At 64.5% G+C, this 16580-nt stretch carries 17 protein-coding genes; 2 read left to right on the top strand and 15 right to left on the bottom strand.

Annotated features, from left to right (window positions below; translation table 11 throughout):
• Positions 1-456: 456 nt before the first annotated feature.
• The 9 genes from OB895_RS10265 to OB895_RS10225 form a co-directional block, all read right to left on the bottom strand.
• Entirely contained in the window at positions 457-663 is a 207-nt protein-coding gene (locus OB895_RS10265) for a hypothetical protein (RefSeq protein ID WP_017201940.1), read from the bottom strand.
• 350 nt (positions 664-1013) lie between these two features.
• Positions 1014-1823 (bottom strand): RNA polymerase sigma factor, encoded by an 810-nt coding sequence (locus OB895_RS10260; protein WP_029264083.1) that lies wholly within the window; start codon positions 1821-1823, stop codon positions 1014-1016.
• 324 nt (positions 1824-2147) lie between these two features.
• Positions 2148-2402 (bottom strand): hypothetical protein, encoded by a 255-nt coding sequence (locus tag OB895_RS10255; protein WP_081859903.1) that lies wholly within the window; start codon positions 2400-2402, stop codon positions 2148-2150.
• 420 nt (positions 2403-2822) lie between these two features.
• Complete coding sequence (locus OB895_RS10250; RefSeq protein WP_017201937.1) at positions 2823-3668, bottom strand: F510_1955 family glycosylhydrolase; 846 nt, start codon at positions 3666-3668, stop codon at positions 2823-2825.
• 143 nt (positions 3669-3811) lie between these two features.
• Complete coding sequence (locus OB895_RS10245) at positions 3812-4408, bottom strand: DUF305 domain-containing protein (protein WP_026049681.1); 597 nt, start codon at positions 4406-4408, stop codon at positions 3812-3814.
• 86 nt (positions 4409-4494) lie between these two features.
• Positions 4495-4935, bottom strand: coding sequence for a DUF6153 family protein (locus OB895_RS10240; protein ID WP_042538298.1), 441 nt, complete (start codon positions 4933-4935; stop codon positions 4495-4497).
• A 47-nt stretch (positions 4936-4982) separates the two neighbouring features.
• A complete protein-coding gene (locus OB895_RS10235; protein ID WP_151460102.1) occupies positions 4983-7130 on the bottom strand; it encodes a heavy metal translocating P-type ATPase in 2148 nt (715 codons plus the stop codon).
• A gap of 55 nt (positions 7131-7185) precedes the next feature.
• Entirely contained in the window at positions 7186-7509 is a 324-nt protein-coding gene (locus OB895_RS10230) for a heavy-metal-associated domain-containing protein (RefSeq protein ID WP_017201932.1), read from the bottom strand.
• Positions 7510-7541: 32 nt separating this feature from the next.
• Positions 7542-7823, bottom strand: coding sequence for a metal-sensitive transcriptional regulator (locus tag OB895_RS10225; RefSeq protein ID WP_026049679.1), 282 nt, complete (start codon positions 7821-7823; stop codon positions 7542-7544).
• 161 nt (positions 7824-7984) lie between these two features.
• Here OB895_RS10225 and OB895_RS10220 point away from each other — a divergent pair, with 161 nt between their 5' ends.
• Both OB895_RS10220 and OB895_RS10215 read left to right on the top strand, forming a co-directional pair.
• On the top strand, positions 7985-8551 hold the full coding sequence (locus OB895_RS10220; RefSeq protein ID WP_017201930.1) for a TlpA family protein disulfide reductase: 567 nt from the start codon (positions 7985-7987) through the stop codon (positions 8549-8551).
• Positions 8548-9309, top strand: coding sequence for a cytochrome c biogenesis CcdA family protein (locus OB895_RS10215; protein ID WP_017201929.1), 762 nt, complete (start codon positions 8548-8550; stop codon positions 9307-9309). The genes OB895_RS10220 and OB895_RS10215 overlap by 4 nt, the downstream gene beginning before the upstream one ends.
• Positions 9310-9407: 98 nt before the next feature.
• Here the strand turns inward: OB895_RS10215 and OB895_RS10210 are convergent, their stop codons facing one another.
• The 6 genes from OB895_RS10210 to OB895_RS10185 all read right to left on the bottom strand — a co-directional run bounded on the left by OB895_RS10210 (position 9408) and on the right by OB895_RS10185 (position 16567).
• Positions 9408-10763 carry a M23 family metallopeptidase gene (locus tag OB895_RS10210; protein WP_026049678.1) on the bottom strand — a complete coding sequence of 452 codons (1356 nt, stop codon included), beginning with the start codon at positions 10761-10763 and terminating at the stop codon, positions 9408-9410.
• 193 nt (positions 10764-10956) lie between these two features.
• Positions 10957-11640 (bottom strand): copper resistance CopC family protein, encoded by a 684-nt coding sequence (locus OB895_RS10205; RefSeq protein WP_026049677.1) that lies wholly within the window; start codon positions 11638-11640, stop codon positions 10957-10959.
• Complete coding sequence (locus tag OB895_RS10200) at positions 11637-13535, bottom strand: bifunctional copper resistance protein CopD/cytochrome c oxidase assembly protein (protein ID WP_311877283.1); 1899 nt, start codon at positions 13533-13535, stop codon at positions 11637-11639. Before OB895_RS10200 ends, OB895_RS10205 begins: the two co-directional genes overlap by 4 nt.
• Positions 13532-14047: a DUF3515 family protein gene (locus OB895_RS10195; RefSeq protein WP_036304312.1), complete on the bottom strand. Its 516-nt coding sequence runs from the start codon at positions 14045-14047 to the stop codon at positions 13532-13534. The genes OB895_RS10200 and OB895_RS10195 overlap by 4 nt, the downstream gene beginning before the upstream one ends.
• Complete coding sequence (lnt, locus tag OB895_RS10190) at positions 14032-15633, bottom strand: apolipoprotein N-acyltransferase (RefSeq protein ID WP_017201926.1); 1602 nt, start codon at positions 15631-15633, stop codon at positions 14032-14034. Before lnt ends, OB895_RS10195 begins: the two co-directional genes overlap by 16 nt.
• A complete protein-coding gene (locus tag OB895_RS10185) occupies positions 15617-16567 on the bottom strand; it encodes a cytochrome c oxidase assembly protein (RefSeq protein ID WP_017201925.1) in 951 nt (316 codons plus the stop codon). Before OB895_RS10185 ends, lnt begins: the two co-directional genes overlap by 17 nt.
• Between the last annotated feature and the right edge of the window lie 13 nt (positions 16568-16580).

Raw genomic sequence — 16580 nt, 5'->3', positions numbered from 1 at the left:
GATCTCGAGTGGCCCGACGTGAAGCGAGAACCGCATCGTTGGTCGCCCGATGTCACTCGGGACTCCACCGGCTTCCGTCGCAAGGTCTAGGCAACGCAAGGCCAGACTTGAACGAACGAGGGGAAAGCTCCCCCACTAGCCTTCGGGTGAACAGTACTCGCCGCCGGCTTCCGGTGAACATTGCCGGCTCCGGCGCTGCGGCAGACATTGAGATGCCGGTCGGCGTTGCCGTCCCGGGCGCTCACGCCTTGGCGTCCGCGGAGACCGTTGCGGACCCCGACCTCGTGAGACTGACCATCCCGCTCCCCCAGTGCAGGACCCGTCCCGCACGAGATGCTCGACGGGAACCTCGTCATCGACAAGGTGAACTACTGACCGCCACCGACGGGGTTCTGGAGGCCCTCGACTTACACAACGAGGGCCTGCACGTGTGCACGTGCAGGCCCTCAGGTTCGATTAGACGCGCTGGCTGATCGTGCCGCCCGGGTTGCGGTTGGCGGTCGATTCGGTGACGAACCGGCCCGACGACGCGGAGCGGTGCACCGTGGTCGAGTTGCTCGTGCCGGAACCGACACGTTCGGTGGTGGTCTTTCCGGGCCAGCGGGCCGCAGCGGCCTTGGAGACGAAACGACCGGTGGATGCAGAGCGACGAACGGTTCCCATGGGAACTCCTTCACTGATTGGTGCCGGGGTGCCATGAGATGGAGCGCCGCTAGTCTGCGGCTGCCAACTCCGGTACAGTCAGTGCTCTGGATGAGACCTGACCTTCTCAGGGCTTGTGAGCCGTCCCGTTACCGCGGGGCGGCTCTTTTCCGTTGTGATCCCGACATCTCGGTATATGTCCGCCGCTGGTCACTTCCCCTCGCGGCCTCTCAACTGCTTCGATTGAGTCTTGCCCGTCATCGATCGCGAGACGAGCGACTGCGCTTTGTTGGCGGAAACGGTTCGGCGTGCCGCCTTCGCGTTCTGGGTCCCGAAGGACGAGCGCTCGATCTTGCCTCGAAATTCACTGCTCATGCGGACTCCCGGTTCTGTCGTACTTGCTGACGTGCGCGCGCGATCGCCGACTCCACCGCTTTCGCGGTCATGCCAAGCTTCTCGCCGATCTCCGCGTGCGTGAAGCCATGCGTCACGTTCAGATAAAAGGCTGAGCGGACACGCTCGTCCTTGATGCTCCCGAATGCACGACGCAGCTCGTCCTTGATGTGCGCCGCCTCGCTCGCGTCGGGAGCAGCCGACGTCGACGGACCCTCCTCGAAGTCGTCGGCCCAGGCCGCTGCGGGCGGCGGAGCCTGCGGCTCCGCATATGAACGCAGCTCTTCTCGACGCCAACGCTTGTAGACGTTGCTGAACTGCAGAAGGCACTGGCCCACGAAGAACGTGCGCAGGGAAGCTCCCTTGGCGGGGTCCCACTTGCCCGGGACGAGCACCTTGTCTCGGAACGCGGTGAGGGCGAGCACGATCGTCTCATCCGCCAGGCTCTCGGCCTCTTCGATCATCGAGCCCGGGCGGGGCTCAGGCTCCAGTGCGCCGAAGCCTTTTCGCTTCACCTCGCCACGAATCTGCCCTTTGTAGATCCACCCGCGGATGACAGCCCACCCGTACTTCGCGATCTCATTCGCGAACAGATCGTAGTTCCGGCCACGGTATCCGCTGGCCTGGAGTGCGGTCGCGAGTTCGCGGTCTCCAGCGAGCCGGTCGAAACGTTCCTCGGCGCGATCGCGGTCTGCCTCGGCCAGCCAGGCCTGATCCGTTGCCCACGCGATGAGAGTAGGAACGCCATCGGGGGACGAATGCCCTTCGGGCTCGTCGTTACCGGTCATAGCGTTCCCTCACGATCCTGGTCAGCTCATAGTCACCACGATCCCTCATATGTCCGACATTGCAGACTTCCCCTCGCCTCTCGCAAGAAAATGTTGAGCAACCTCACGGTTCGGTGCCGCCCGCCGTACACGATCGTTTGCGGCGTGGATTCGCATTCGGTTCTACTGGTGGTGCCGCAAGCGAGGCCTCGGACCCATCTCCGCTTTCCAAAATCTCCCGCTGAAGACGCGAGTGAGCACAGCAGGAGGGAGCGTGCAGCAGACGACCCGCCGAAAACGATCGTTTCCGGCGAGTTCGCGTCGCCCGTCATCGTGCGCCCGCCGTTAACGTTCGCCGGTATCTGCTTTCGGCAGACGTTTCCGGCGTTCAGGTAGCGGGTCTCGCTCGTCGTCCGCCGATGCGAGTTGGCGAGGATGGTTTCGTTCCGCGCGGAGTTGTTGCTCGATCTTGGCGTGTGCTTTTCGTTCGTTGCGGTCGGCTCTGATGATGGACCGCAGGACGAACCAGAATGCTGCGACGACGGCGATCGTGGGGATGACGGACCAAAAGGCGTTGGTCCAGTAGTCATTGAGATTCATCCGCGCCTCCCGGAGGTTCACGCAGCACGAGCGCCAGTCCGACGATCGCGAGGATGAACGCTGTTTCGTAGCTTCCGAGCGTGTATGCCCAGAGTGACCGTTGGTCTGGAACGGTTGTGTCGATGAGGAGATGAGTTGCGATCAGTGCGACGGCGGCCAGGAGAAGGAAGGCCCCGATACGTACGAGGCGATCGTGACGCCGCTGTGGGGACATGTGGCTGGTGCGCGTGGGAACGTGTGCTCGTGGACGGTGCCGAGCTGGGTGCAGGTGGCGGGTCATCTGAATATGGCTCCGATGAGGTAGAAGCTCGCAAGGGCGAGAAGCAGGGCGAGGACTGTGGCGCACGCGATGAAGACGGATATGCGTCGGAAGGGATTGCGGCGGGGGACCATGGGTGGCCGTTCTGGTGGTGGCGTTCTCTACCGGGCGGGGGCGAGGATGGTTGTGTCGTCGGCTGTGATCTGGACGATGCCGCGGTCGTCGACAACGATGAAGCGTTCGTCATCGATCGCGGTGAAGGCCTGAGCGGCCCCTTGAAGCGCGTCGAGGCGTTGCCATGTTCCTTCGGTGTTCTGTGACCAGAGGGCACCGTCGGTTCCGACTCCTGCGAGCGAGCCATTGGGTTTGGCGTCGAGTGTGTAGAGCAGCGGGGCGTCGGCGACGGGGGTGAAGGTGGCGCCGTTGTCGGTGCTGAGGAGCAGTCCTTCTTCCGCGGCGGCGTAGAGACCGTCGCCGGTGGCGGCGAGGTCTGCCGCGGCAAGTGTTGCGCCGCGGGTCCATTCGAGACCGTCGTCAGTGCTGATGAGCAGATCGACGCCATCGGAGGCGATCCCGTAGAGAGTGCCGTCTGGTCCGGCGGTGAGGACATGGAAGTCCGTACTGCCAGTGAGGGCGATCGGTGACCACGATTCGCCGAAGTCGTCACTACGAATGACACCTAGGTTCGGGGAGCCGAGCTCTGCGGGTGTCTGTGTGCCCGGGTGACCGGATGCGAAGAGGGCGTCGTCGAGGACGGTAAAGCCCATCGCATCGAAATCGTGGCCTCCGATGGGACCGGCGATCGCACCTTCAGGAGTGAGGGTGAAGAGTCCTCCGTGGGTGGCTATGAAGAGGTCCTCACCGCGGGGGTCAGCGGCAACACCGTGAATGTGTTGGATAACGGGGGGGACCGCGTTGGTGCCGGAGGCCTGCGGCACGGCGCAGCCGGTGAGGGCGACGGCTGCGAGAGCGATCGCGAAAGCGGGTAGGGGCGAGTGGCGGTTCATGAGACTCCGACGTGAAGAAATGCATGCAGGTGCGCGAGCGGTACGCGAATGAGAGTCGCGACATGGCACCAGCGCGGTGGCGTGGGTTACTGCGAGAAGGCCAGTTCGGGGGTGCGGGCGAGCGCCGCACCCCCGAAGGTAGATCAGAGTGTGTCGAGGAGGTCTTTCATCGTGGCGATCTCCGTGGTCTGTGCCTCGATGATCGTCTCGGCCAGGGCGACCGCGTCACTGTTCTGGCCGTTGTCGACTTCGTCTTGGGCCATTTCGACGGCACCCTGGTGGTGCTCGATCATCTGCTCGAGGAACAGACGGCTGGCGTCCGCCCCGGTGGCATCTTCGAGGGCCTGCATGTCGTCGTCGGACATCATGCCGCCGCCGTGGTCCATGCCTTCCATGTTGGAGGTATCAGCGCCCCACTCTTCGAGCCACTGCTCCATCTTCTGGATTTCGGGGCCCTGCGCTGCCTTGATCTCTTCCGCGAGGGCGGCGACGCGCTCGTTGACGCCGTCCTTGCTGAGGAGCATGTCAGACATCTCGATGGCCTGAGCGTGGTGCTCCTTCATCATGCTGGCGAACATGATGTCGGCGTCATTGGCGTCCGCCGACGCCGGGGCGGAGCTGCTGCTCTCGTGATTCATGCCGGGCATATCGCCTCCGCCGGAGGTGTTTCCAGCGCAGCCGGCAAGGGCGAGCACAGCAGTGAGAGTGAGTGCGGCGGTCGCCGCAAAACGGGTCTTCATGATGGTTCTCTCCAAGAGTCGATGATGGTGCCCAGCGAGACAGGCTGGGCGAGGGGGCGTTGCCCATAGAACGGGCATGCCAACCATCAGGTGCGACTGATGCAGAGAACGGTGAGAGACGGCGGCCGCAGCGGGTACAGCGCGCCGCGAAGCGCAAAACGTGAAAGGAGCGGACCAGGGGTTTCGGTGAGTGAGCGCCACCAGGCGGGCGGCCGGGTGACCAGCACTACGGCGATGAGGAGCGCGAGAACGCAGGCCATCCACGACATGCCGTGATCGTCAGAGCACGTCGCACAGCCCGTCTCATCCATCGCTGCAGCTTCGCCTGAGGCGTGTGCGGGGTGAGCGTCGGCATGCGCGGGTGCGACCGCGATGGTTTCGCTGTGCCCGGAGGGCATGGTGTGCGTGTTCATCGAGTGCATCGCCAGAAGCCCGAAGATCACGGAAAAGGCGACGGCGACGACGGTCAGGAGGGTGCGGGTGAGGGTGCGCTGGTCATGCACGCGCCGTGCGATCGTCGTCAACACTGTCCCACCTCCCTTTCTTCCAGGGTACGTCGCCGCCGCCCATGCGCCTACTTGTCGACGACGGCGTCCGGGCTGAGGTTCAGCCGTCGCAGCAACTGCGCATTCAGCGCGACAACGATCGTGGATAGTGACATCAACACTGCACCGACCGACATCGGCAACACGAACCCGACGGGGGCGAGCGCACCGGCAGCCAACGGCACCGAGAGAAGGTTGTACCCGGCGGCCCACCAGAGGTTCTGTTTCATCTTCCGGTAACTGGCCCGCGACAGCTCAATCACGGAGATCACCGATCGGGGGTCGTCGCTGGCGAGGATGACACCTGCGGAGGCGATCGCAACGTCCGTTCCTGCACCGATCGCAATCCCTACGTCTGCCTGGGCGAGGGCGGGGGCGTCGTTCACGCCGTCACCGACCATCCCGACCTTGCGGCCTTCGTTTTGCAGTTCTTTCACCTTGGAGGCTTTGTCCTCCGGACGGACCCCGGCGAAGTACCGGTCGATACCCAGCTCGCCGGCGACGGACGCGGCGACCGCGTCAGCGTCACCGGTGATCATGACCACCTGCACGCCGCGCTCGTGAAGCGCAACGACCGCGTGACGCGACTCGGAGCGGATTTCATCCGCGAGGCGCAGCGCGCCCGTCACCTGACCGTCGACGAGCACGTGAAGGATGATCGCACCCTCACCGCGCCACTCGTCGGCAACCGGCAGCTCGGCGGCGTGTTCTTGCTCGAGCATGTACGGGCCACCGACCTGCACGACACGTCCGTCAACGCGGGCACGCACCCCGACAGCGGGGGATGACTCGAAGTCGGTTGAGCGTGGAACGGTGAGCGTCTTCTCTTTTGCCGCGTTGACGATCGCGCGGGCGAGGGGGTGCTCGGAGTCTGCTTCCGCCGCGGCCGCCCACGCCAACAGCTGATCGGCGTCGGTCCCCGTGACGGGGTTGATGGCGGTCACCGCGGGGGTGCCCTTGGTGAGCGTGCCCGTCTTGTCGAACAGAACAGTGTCGACGGTGCGCATGCTCTCCAGCGCGAGACGATCCTTGATGAGCACGCCCCCGCGGGCGGCGCGCTCGGTCGCGATCGACACGACCAGCGGGATCGCCAGGCCCAGCGCGTGCGGGCAGGCGATCACCAGCACCGTGATGGTGCGGATGACGGCGGCGTCGGGTAGGCCAACAACCGTCCAGACGATCGCGGTGATCGCTGCGGCGCCGAGCGCGAACCAGAACAGCCACCCTGCGGCCTTGTCCGCGAGCCGCTGCGCCCGAGACGACGAACTCTGCGCCTCGGTGACCAGCTTCTGAATCCCCGCGAGAGCGGTGTCCTCACCGATGGCCGTGATCTCCACCCGCACTCCGGAATCCGTGGCGACGGTACCGGCAATGACCGGGTCGCCATCGCTGCGGCGCACCGGCCGGGATTCTCCGGTGATCATCGACTCGTCCATGCTGGCCGATCCCTGAACGATGCGCCCATCGGCGGGGACCCGCCCGCCCGGACGCACGACCACGACATCGCCTACCTGCAAGTCCGAGGGCGCGACCGTTACGGTCGTATCGCCGTCGACCTTTTCTGCCTCGTCAGGCAGCAACGCCGCTAAGGAATCCAAGGCCGATGTCGTCTGCGCGAGCGAGCGCATCTCGATCCAGTGACCAAGCAGCATGATCACGATCAGCAGCGCCAGCTCCCACCAGAAATCCAACTCGTGGTGCAGCATGCCGAGGCTCGCACCCCAGGACGCCAGGAATGCCACGGTGATCGCAAGGGCGATCAGCAGCATCATCCCGGGCTTGCGTGCACGGAGCTCGCTCACGGCACCCGTGAGGAACGGGGCCCCGCCCCACACATACATCACGGTCCCGAGAACCGGGGACACCCAACCCACCCACGCGGCGTCGGGCAATGGGTACCCGAGCAGCATCGAGAACATCATCGAGAACCCAACCACAGGGGCCGCGAGGACCAGCATGATCCAGAACAACCGCCGGAACTGACCGACATGATCGCCGTGACCGCCGTGACCGCCGTGACCGCCGTGACCGCCGTGACCGCCGCGGCTCGTGTGACCAGCGTGCTCTGGGGGAGCACCGTGGTCGTGGCTCATCGCCGTGTGGTCATGCTCCGTTGTCGGCACGCTGCCGTGATCCTGATGCGCAGTGTGTTCGTGGTGCTGGTCATGCTGGCTCATCGGAAACTCCTTGCTCGGATGCACCCGGATCAGCCGGGCGCAAACGGATAGCGACTCAGATCGGGGAGGTCGCGAGGGTGTAGCCGGCCTCTTCAACCGCAGCCCGTACAGCCGTGGGATCGATAGGGGCGGCGCTGTGGACAATCACGCGGGATGCCCCGCCGGCATTCAGGTCGACCGTGACACCGTCGACACCATCGATGGCGTTCAGCTCATCGCTGACGCTGGAGGCGCAATGCGAGCATGTCATCCCCGCAACCAAGATCTCGGCCGAGACCGGGGCCGCGACAGGCGCGGATGCGTCAACGGATGAAGGGGCAGCGCAGCATGCGCACCCCGCATTCGCGTCCTTCAAGCCGAGTTCGATGCGATCAGTCATGATGTGCTCCTTCGAGTAGACAGACGTAGTAGTTATGAACGGACGAGACGAGCGATCGCTTCGTTGGCCTCGCGGACCTTCGCCGCAGCCACCTCGCCTCCCTCAGCACTTGCCTGAGCGACACAATGAGCGAGATGGTCACTGAGTAGCGACAACGCCACCGTCTCGAGGGCCTTCGTCGCCGCAGACACCTGCGTCAAGATATCGATGCAGTACTTGTCCTCATCAACCATTCGTGCGATACCTCGCACCTGACCCTCTACCCGGCTCAACCGCTTACGCAGATCAGCCTTGTTGCTCTCGTAGCCGTTCACTCCCAAAAAGATACCCCCTAGGGGTATATAACACAATGCATGCGAGTCTATTCCCGGTCGGGAAGTGTCCGAGGCAAAGGTGACGCATAGGTGATCTGTGTAAGGTTCGAAATATGCGTCGAAGACCCCGCTTTCGTGCCGTTCGTGGCGCGGTCGGGGCCATGCTCGCTGTGTCCGTGATCGGTCTGAGCGGGTGTGCGCCGGATCCGGTCAGCGATTCCTTCCTCAAGGGTGAGAACACCGGGTATGTGGCCGCTGGCGGCGCGATCGTCGAGATCCCGATCGACGAGCGGAGCGAACCGGTCGACTTCAGCGGCATCACTGAAACTGGTGATGATTTCGACAGCGCAGACAACGCCGGCAAGGTCACGGTGGTGAACTTCTGGTACGCCGGGTGCGCGCCGTGCCGCATCGAGGCGAAGGATCTCGAAAGCGTCTGGCAAGAATACGGCGGCGAGGATGTAGCTTTCATCGGCATCAATACCCGCGACCAGGCCGACACTGCCCAGGCTTTCTCTCACGAGTTCGGCATCACCTACCCGAGCCTGATCGACGTGAACACGGCCGAGGCGAAACTCGCTTTCTCCGAGGTCGTGCCGATCCAGGCGACACCGACGACTCTCGTGCTCGACAGGCAGGGCCGTGTCGCCGCCCGCATCATCGGACCCATCGACGGCACCTCGATCCTCTCGACGCTCGTCAAGGACGCTCTGGCGGAGACACCGTGAACGCCGACACCATCATCGGGTCCGGTGCGCTCTGGCTCGCAGTCCCCGTCGCGATGCTCGCTGGCCTCGTGTCGTTCTTGTCGCCCTGCGTGCTCCCGCTGGTCCCCGGCTACCTCGGCTTCCTTGGCGGGGTGGTCGCGCCGGACTCGAAGGGTCGCGCGACGAACGCAGTCGCGCCCCAGCGCCGTCAGCTCGTAGTCGGCGTACTGCTGTTCATCCTCGGCTTCAGCGTCGTCTTCGTTCTCATCACCGCGCTGGGCGGCACGGCCGGCGTGTTCTTCCTACGCTGGGGCGACCTGGTCACACGCATCCTCGGAGTCGTCATCATCCTGATGGGGCTCGTCTTTCTCGGGTTGTTCAATTTCGCCCAGCGGGAGGTCCGCTTCCACGTCGGCTCCCGGGCCGGAATCGCAGGGGCGCCGCTACTTGGAGTGGCACTTGGTATCGGCTGGGCACCGTGCATGGGTCCGACGCTTGCCGCGATCATCGCGCTTTCGTTCAATGCTGGCGACCCTGTCCGTGCCGGCTTCCTCGGCCTCGCGTATTCGCTCGGCCTCGGCATCCCGTTCCTGTTGGTCGCATTCGGGTTCGGTTGGGCGGCGAAGACGGTCGAGTTCCTCCGTCGTCACATCCGGGTGGTGAACGTATGCGGAGGCATACTGCTGATCGTCCTCGGAATCCTGATGGTGACAGGGCTGTGGACCGACATCATGTCGCGGCTGACGGCGGTGATGGGTAGCGTCATTCTCCCTCTCTGAGATCCCTAGCAAGGATGTCGCGAGTGACGACTGGAGCAGCCCTCTCTACCCAACTGGTCATTGTGGGTGGCGCCACTTCGTGCTCCCATGTCGGAGCCTTAGATATAGACGCCGCGGTCTTCCATGAATCGGACGGGGTTGGTGTAACCACCATTGATGTAGACCTCGAAATGCAGATGGCAACCGAAGGAGCGTCCAGTGTCACCCGCGTAAGCGATGACCTGGCCCGAATTGACCCATTGCCCCCTGCCAACGAGGATGCCACTGGGTTTGATGTGCGCGTACCCGGTGCTGACGCCCCCGCCGTGTTGGATGCGGACGTAATTGCCGTAGTTGCCGTTCGCGCCGGCGTAGTCCACTGTTCCGGAGTTGGCGGCGTAGATCGCCGCTCCGCAGCCATTGGCCATGTCCGCGCCGTAGTGGTAGCTCGAGGAGCAGCCCTGCGAACCGCAGATCGGGGTCCGCGGGCCGTAGCTTGAACTTCGGCCGCCCCCGTGGGGCCGGACCCAACCGCCGCTACCGGCAGAGCCTCCGCCGCCGCCGTTGCCGCCACCGTTGGCTGCCGCTTCCGCGGCTTCGCGTTCGCGACGGGCGCGCTCTTCGGCCTCGCGCGCGGCCACACCCGACTGGTAACCAGCGACAGTCTGCGTGGTGGTGTCTTTCAGCGCGGCGAGCTGCGCCTGCATCGTCTCGAGGTTCGCGGCTTGCTCGTCGAGCGCGGCCTGTGCGGCGTCGGCCGCTTCTTGTGCCGCAATCATCTTCTGCTCTGCGACCTGCTGCAGGCGGTCTCGTTCGTCGCGGGCAACCTTCGCCTGATCGGTCAGCGATTGGGCGGTGTTGCGCGCCGAGATTGCGCCATCGTAGACCGACCGGTTGTACTCGAGAAGCTTGTCCATGGTGCCCAGGCGTGACAGGAGCTCATCGGCGTTGGCCGCGGAACCGGAGAAGAACAGTTGCAGTGCTGAATCATCTCCACCGTTGCGATACAGCTGTGCCGCAACTTGACCGGCCCTGCGCGCAGAGGTTTCGGCAATCGCTGATTGTTCGTCCGCCTGCGCCTGCAGGCTCTGAGCTTCCGTGATCGCAGCGAAGTACTCCTGCTGCGCTGCATAGAACTCGTCGGAGGCTGTATCGGCAGCAACCTGAGTCTCAGCGACCTTCCGCGTCAAGGACTGGATCAGCCCTTCGATTCGGGTGATCTCGGCAGCCTTGGCAGCTTCGTTGTTCTTGGCGCGTTGCACATCGTCCCAACTCGGGTACGACGCAGCGTACGCCGCTGAGTCGCCGGAGCCGATGCCGAGTGCAGCGAATGCAGCGACACCGAGCGCGCCGAGCCCGAAAGCGCCACGTCGAGTAACACTCAGCTTCCAGAACGAGTCGCGTTCGGCGGGCGTGGGTGCACAACCGCATTCTTCAGCCGCCTCCGTAGCCGCAGAGACGAGTCGTCCGTTCACTGTGCCCTCTCCTCGAGCTCGGCTTCGTGGATTCTGCTGCCATGGGCGCGCAGATTGGCCACGCTTGCATTGCCCGCCGTCTGGTCCATCGGCCGTACGTGGCCGCCGAAGTCGCGCCGACTCGCTCGTGATCTCTGATCAGTGGCCCATATCTGTCGCATCGAATTCGAGTTCGACTGTCCTGACACGAAGTTCACGCTTTCGGGTCCGTGTGGATGTCGGGGCTCACCTTGTTGTGTTTGTTCTTTTTCACTTGCCGTACGACAACGGTGGTGGCGATCACCGCGGCACCTATGACAGCCACGGCGATGATGAGCGGGATCGCGATCGAAGCCACCTCGTTCTCGCCTGCGGATGCCGCCGGGGCAGGGGTGTCCGCTGCGGGAGGTTCGGTAGTTGGCACAGCAGAGGGCGACGCCTTTGCCGGTTGCATCCGTGATTGTTCGTTCCCGCATGCTGGTTGGTCCCATCCCAGCCCTGGCTCGATGCCGGTGGGAGCGTACGTGAACGTGAAGCTCTCGGATATGGGGTGACCGTCGCTGGAGACGGCGTTCCAAAGCACGGTGTAGACGCCGGGTTCTCCGAGTGCGACCGGGGTGGTGAGGATGTTGCGGTCGATGGTGGAGCAGCTGGATTCGTAGAAGAGGCCGTCGGGTCCTTGCACTTGGGCGAAGCTTGCCTGGCTGAAGTCAATGAGTTCCCCGCTGAACGTGAGAGCGACGTCGTCGAGTTGGGTGACGGTTTCGTCTGCCCCGGGCACGGTGTCCAGGAGGTTGTCGTGCGCGAGAGCTGCGGGGGCCGGTGCGGCCACGATTCCCAGTGCGATGAGGGCAAGAAGTGTGCTGGCGAGCCAGCGGGTGCGGTGGGTGGAGGTCACGGGCGTGGGTCCTTTCGTCCGGCGGGCACGGGGGTGCTGTCGGTAGGTCTGTTGTTGCGTTTCGTGTGGAGGACGGAGAAGCCGGTGAGGATTGCGAGCATTCCCGCGATCATCAAGGTGGCGGCTCCGGCGAGGGCCTGGTCCTGCAGGGGGGTGGGTCCCCACGTGCGCCCCATGGCGCCAAACCACTCCGCGACGATGAGGTCGGAGCGAGCGATAGTGGCGATGCCGAAGAAAGTGGCCACGCCTGTGAGCGCAGTGAGTGAGGCCACACGCCACCGCCCCTCGGGAGTCGTGGACGCGTTCGGGGAAAGCGATCGTACGAAGAGGCACCCGGTGACGAGGAGCTGGCTGATCATCCATTCCGCTCCGAGCTGGTCGTAGAGCGACCATCGGAACAGGTCGGAGTAGTGGAACAACCACAGCGACGTGGCGAACAGGGACGCGGCGACGACGGGGCGACGAGTAAACCGGGCCAGGGGGCTGTGGGCGGCCCAGAGAAGCCATTCGCGCGGTCCTCGGCTTCCATCGTCCCGTGGGTGGATGACCAAGGTTGCGAGGGTGATCGGCGCCGCGAAGACAAGGAGCAAGGGGATCGCGAGACTGAGGAGAGCGAAGGCGAGGAATCGCATACTGATGAGCGAATCGTCATAGGCTGCGATCGGCCCACTGGTCGTCCACAGAAGCGCCCCCATCCCCGCAATCCAGCTGATCGTGCGCCTGGCTGGCCACGGATACCCGCGGCGCCGTGCGCGTCGGACGCCGACGAGGTAGAAGACGATTCCGAAACCCGCGACGAGCACCCAAAGGAGGTCGGGACTCCACGCCGTGAACCATCTCTGCAGGGTGAGTGCGACCGGGACGGGTGCGTCGGTGAGGATCTCCGCGGCGGTGGTCTGCGGCAGGGTGATCGCATCGGCGGGGGCGGCGGTGCGGGCGAGGGCGGCGGCGACCCCGCTCGCGACACCCATGAAACCGAGTTCGACGCACACGATCGTCCAGAAGGCGCCACGGCCCTCGCTGGTCTTTGCGATGAGTCGGCGGCGGTAGGCGGCACCCAGGACGCCCATGACCAAAAGCGCGCCGATCTTTGTGAGAAGGAGGATGCCGTACGGTGAGGCCAAATCCTCCCACCGGCCGAGGGCTGTGAGCGTCCGCGCGTATCCCGAGACGGCGACGCCGATGAACGCGATGAGCGCCACCGTCGAGTACCGGCGGAGCAGGTTCTCGAGTTCGCGCGGCGAGCTGATCGGTCGCGCGACGACGAGCAGGATGAGACCGCCGAGCCATACTGCTGCTGAAATGACATGCAGGACGAGGGACATGACCGCGGGATCGTGGTTGGCGAGCTCACCCGAATGACCCTGGGTGGCCATGGGTATCAGGCTGATGATCGCGAGCACGGTCGTGAACAGCACCGCCCCATTGCTGCGAACAGCGAATGCGAGGACTGTCACGACCGAGGCGAGGATCACGGTGATAAGCCATGATCGTCCCAGCTCCGTGTCGAGAAGAAAGCGGCCCAATTGCGCACCGAACTCGGCGTTCAGGCTCACTTGCGGATTGAACGACGACAGGAAGGTGAGGAAAGCCACCACCCCGCTTGAGATGGTGAGGGTCGCGGCGCCGGCGGAGGCGATATCGAGCGCGACGGTGAACGGTTTCCCCCCTGAGGGGAGAGCGAACACCGCCAGCACCAGGGGCCCGAGCATTGCCGCACCGGAAAGATTGACGATCAGCTTCGCGGCCGGGAGTCCCCATCGCACGAGCGCTCCAGGGTCATTGGTGAGTCTTGGTGCAGCTCCTCCACCGATCGCGAGCCCGACCACCGCAGCGATGAGTGCGGCGACAACGAGAATCGTCGGACCAACAATCCGGAGAACAACGGGATTCATGGAGCGGTATCTCCCGTCTCATCGCCTACGACGTCTGGGTCTTCGGTCACAGGTGCCGTGCATTCACCGGTCTTGGGGAGCTGCTGGATCGCCCCGGCGAGAGATTCAAGAACCGCGTCTGCCGACAGGGTGGTGGTGTCCACGTACACCTGGGCAGCTGGCTCTCGGCCGTAGGTTGTGAGCCGCAGATTCGGGGTGTCCTCCTCGTCGACGATCCAATCGACGCCACCCAAGCTGACACATTGCAGCGTGGTGGGGGCCGGGGGCTCCGACCCGCAGGTGAGGAGCACGCTGCTGGGGGTGCCCCATGCTGCGGTGGCCTGAGCGTCCGTCCAGACGCGATCCTGGTCGCCTATCGAGTCCGGTAGTCGTACGGTGACCTCTGCGCACAGCGGGTCATTCGCGTTTGCTGCGGGCTCGAGGTGGACGGTGGGTGCGCAGCTGCTGAGTAGAAACAGTGCGCAGAGTGCCGCGACAGAGGTCAGAATCTTGAGTTTCACAACTTCATCCATCCGTCTTCCTGGGAGTGAGCATCCGACCGCCGCTGTCGGATCGACACGACGAGCAGCGCGAGTACGCTTCCGATACTGAGTGTCCAGCCGAGCCACGGCATCAGCACGACGGCGAGGGTCGTGCCGGTGCGGAGGGGGACCTCGGTGATCTTCGCCGCGGTCGTGTCCACCGCAACCTGAGCCAACACTTTTCCATCGCGGCCGATGACTTGACTGGTCCCGGTGGTGGAGACGTTGACGGCAGTTCTCCCTGTTTCGAGCGCGCGCATACGGGCGATGGCCAGCTGTTGGAGGTTCTCGTCGGTGCCTCTGAAGTCCGCGTTGTTGGTTTGAAACACGAACATCTGCGCACCAGAGGCCGCGCTTTGGTGGATGACGTCGTTGTAGATGACGTCGAAACAGATGGCCAGACCGATGGGCACATCGCCAACGTTCATGAGGGGTGTGTTGGAGCCGGGCGTGTACTCGCGTTGTATCAATCCGATGAGGTCGGGGGCGATGGCTTCGTAGAACCAACGGTCCGGGACGTATTCGCCGAAAGGGACGGGGTTGGCCTTGTCGTGGAGCTGCTGCGGCCCGGCGCTGGTCCACAGCATCGAGGTGTTGAACGTGTCGGCTCCGCGGGTGGTCGCCGCATTCACCAGTGCCGGAGCGCCGGCACCCTGCACGAGTCGATCAAGGCGGCCCGCGACGGCGACATCGCGCAGGGGATCGGCGTCGACGGCCCCTTCTGGCCAGACGAGAAGGTCCATCTCACGGTCCAGAAGAGGAGCGGTCGCTTCTTCCTGCGCGCGCAGGATGTCACCTGTTGTTTTGGTGTCGAAGTAGCCGCTGGGACCGTTGCCCTGCACCCATCCGACGCGCAACATTCCCGCTTGCTCAGTCGGGAACAGAGGGACGGCTATCGCGGCAACGACGATGACCGCCGCTGCTGCTGCTGGCTCCCATCGGCGGAGGATGAGGGCTTCCACAACGCTCGCGCAGACCAGGACTGTCAGGAAGGACAGCCCGGTGGTCCCAACCCAGGATGCGGCCTCCGCGAGCGGGCTCTCGGCGAGACTGAAACCGACGCGCGCCCATGGGAACCCGGTGTACGGCGTGCTACCCATCAGCGTTTCTCGCAGCACCCACACCCCGGCGACCAGCAGAGGGGTAAACGCGCGGTACCCGTATCCGGTCCGGGTGGTGGCTCGATAGGCGAGTGCGATCAGCACGCCGCCGGCACCGAACAGCAGAGCTTCCAAGCCAGCCAGCGCGACCCACGGGATAGGCCCCAGAAACCGTGACACCCATGCCAAGTGGGTGAAGTAGAAGGCCGCGCCGTAGACGAGGGAGATCAGGAACGCCCCGGGTAGAGAACGTCCGCGGAGCGTCCACAGCCCGATGGTTACGCTCACGAATGCTGCGGGCCACCACCCGTATGCGGGGTAGGCGAAATCCAGTATTCCTCCTGCGACGGCGGCCGCGATGATCGCTACGGAAAACGGCACCGCAACAGGCAGGCGCGCGTTGTGCTCTCTGGGGTTGCCGCGCCTCGATCGAACGAAAATGGGGGGTCCCACCAACGGGTCAGCGGTCACGGTCATGAGAGCTCAGATTTTTCAGATAGGCGTTGTACGTGTCGAGGTCGGCGTTCCCATGCACGTCGGCGTACCGGTCCGCCGCGGCAGCACGAGCGGTGTCGCTGCGGAACCAACGATGCATCACGTAGATCAACATCAGCACGGTCGGGGCTTCGCCGTAGGACCAGGCCAGAGCACCGGCTAGCTGCTGGTCAGCGAGGGGATCGATGCCTAGCGCCTCTGTGGGGGCGACGAACGAGCCGACCAGGATCGTGCTGGCCATCATGAGGAACACCCCGAAGAATGCGTGGAGCGCGGCTTCAGCAAACACATCCAGCGCACGGGCACCGTGACCCAACCTGACCGGCAGAGGATCGGAGGACAAGATGGGGATGGTGAACAGCATGCCGGCGAGGAGGAATCCGACCTCGAGCGCGACGTGACCCGTGGGGAGAGTGAGGATGGAATCGGCAGCACCCGCAAGGTAGATGCCGTAGAACGCGAACAGGTAGAGCGGCACAGTGGCCCACGGGCTAAGTACCCATCTCGCGGCCGGGCTTCGAAGAGCACTGTGGGCCGCTGTGAGGACTACCCGTCCCGCTCCGTGATGCGGTGTTGCTCGCAGAAGAAGGGTTCCGGGTGAGCCGAGGACCAGTAGCGGCGGCACCATCATCATCAGAGTGAGCTGCTGGAACATGAAAACGGACACCAGCGCCTGGCCATACGTTTCAACGCCCAGGCCAGTGACCGCCGCGAGGAGAACGCACCCGAGAAGGAAGCTGACCGTCCGCCACACGGGCCAACGACGCCCGTGCGTCCACAATCGGATCGCTCCGACGAGATAAAGCGCAGCGAGGATCCCCGCGACGATGGGTAGCACCGGAAGAGGAATGTCGGCCGGTGCGAGGAACGTCTGCAGTGACGGGGGACTGTCCGGGATCTCGCCGCTCACACGCATGGTCGTGACGCGA

This window comes from Microbacterium forte (assembly GCF_031885415.1).
GTDB lineage: Bacteria > Actinomycetota > Actinomycetes > Actinomycetales > Microbacteriaceae > Microbacterium > Microbacterium forte.
The sequence above is the reverse complement of the archived record's forward strand: the minus strand, read 5'-3'. Positions and strand labels throughout refer to the sequence as shown.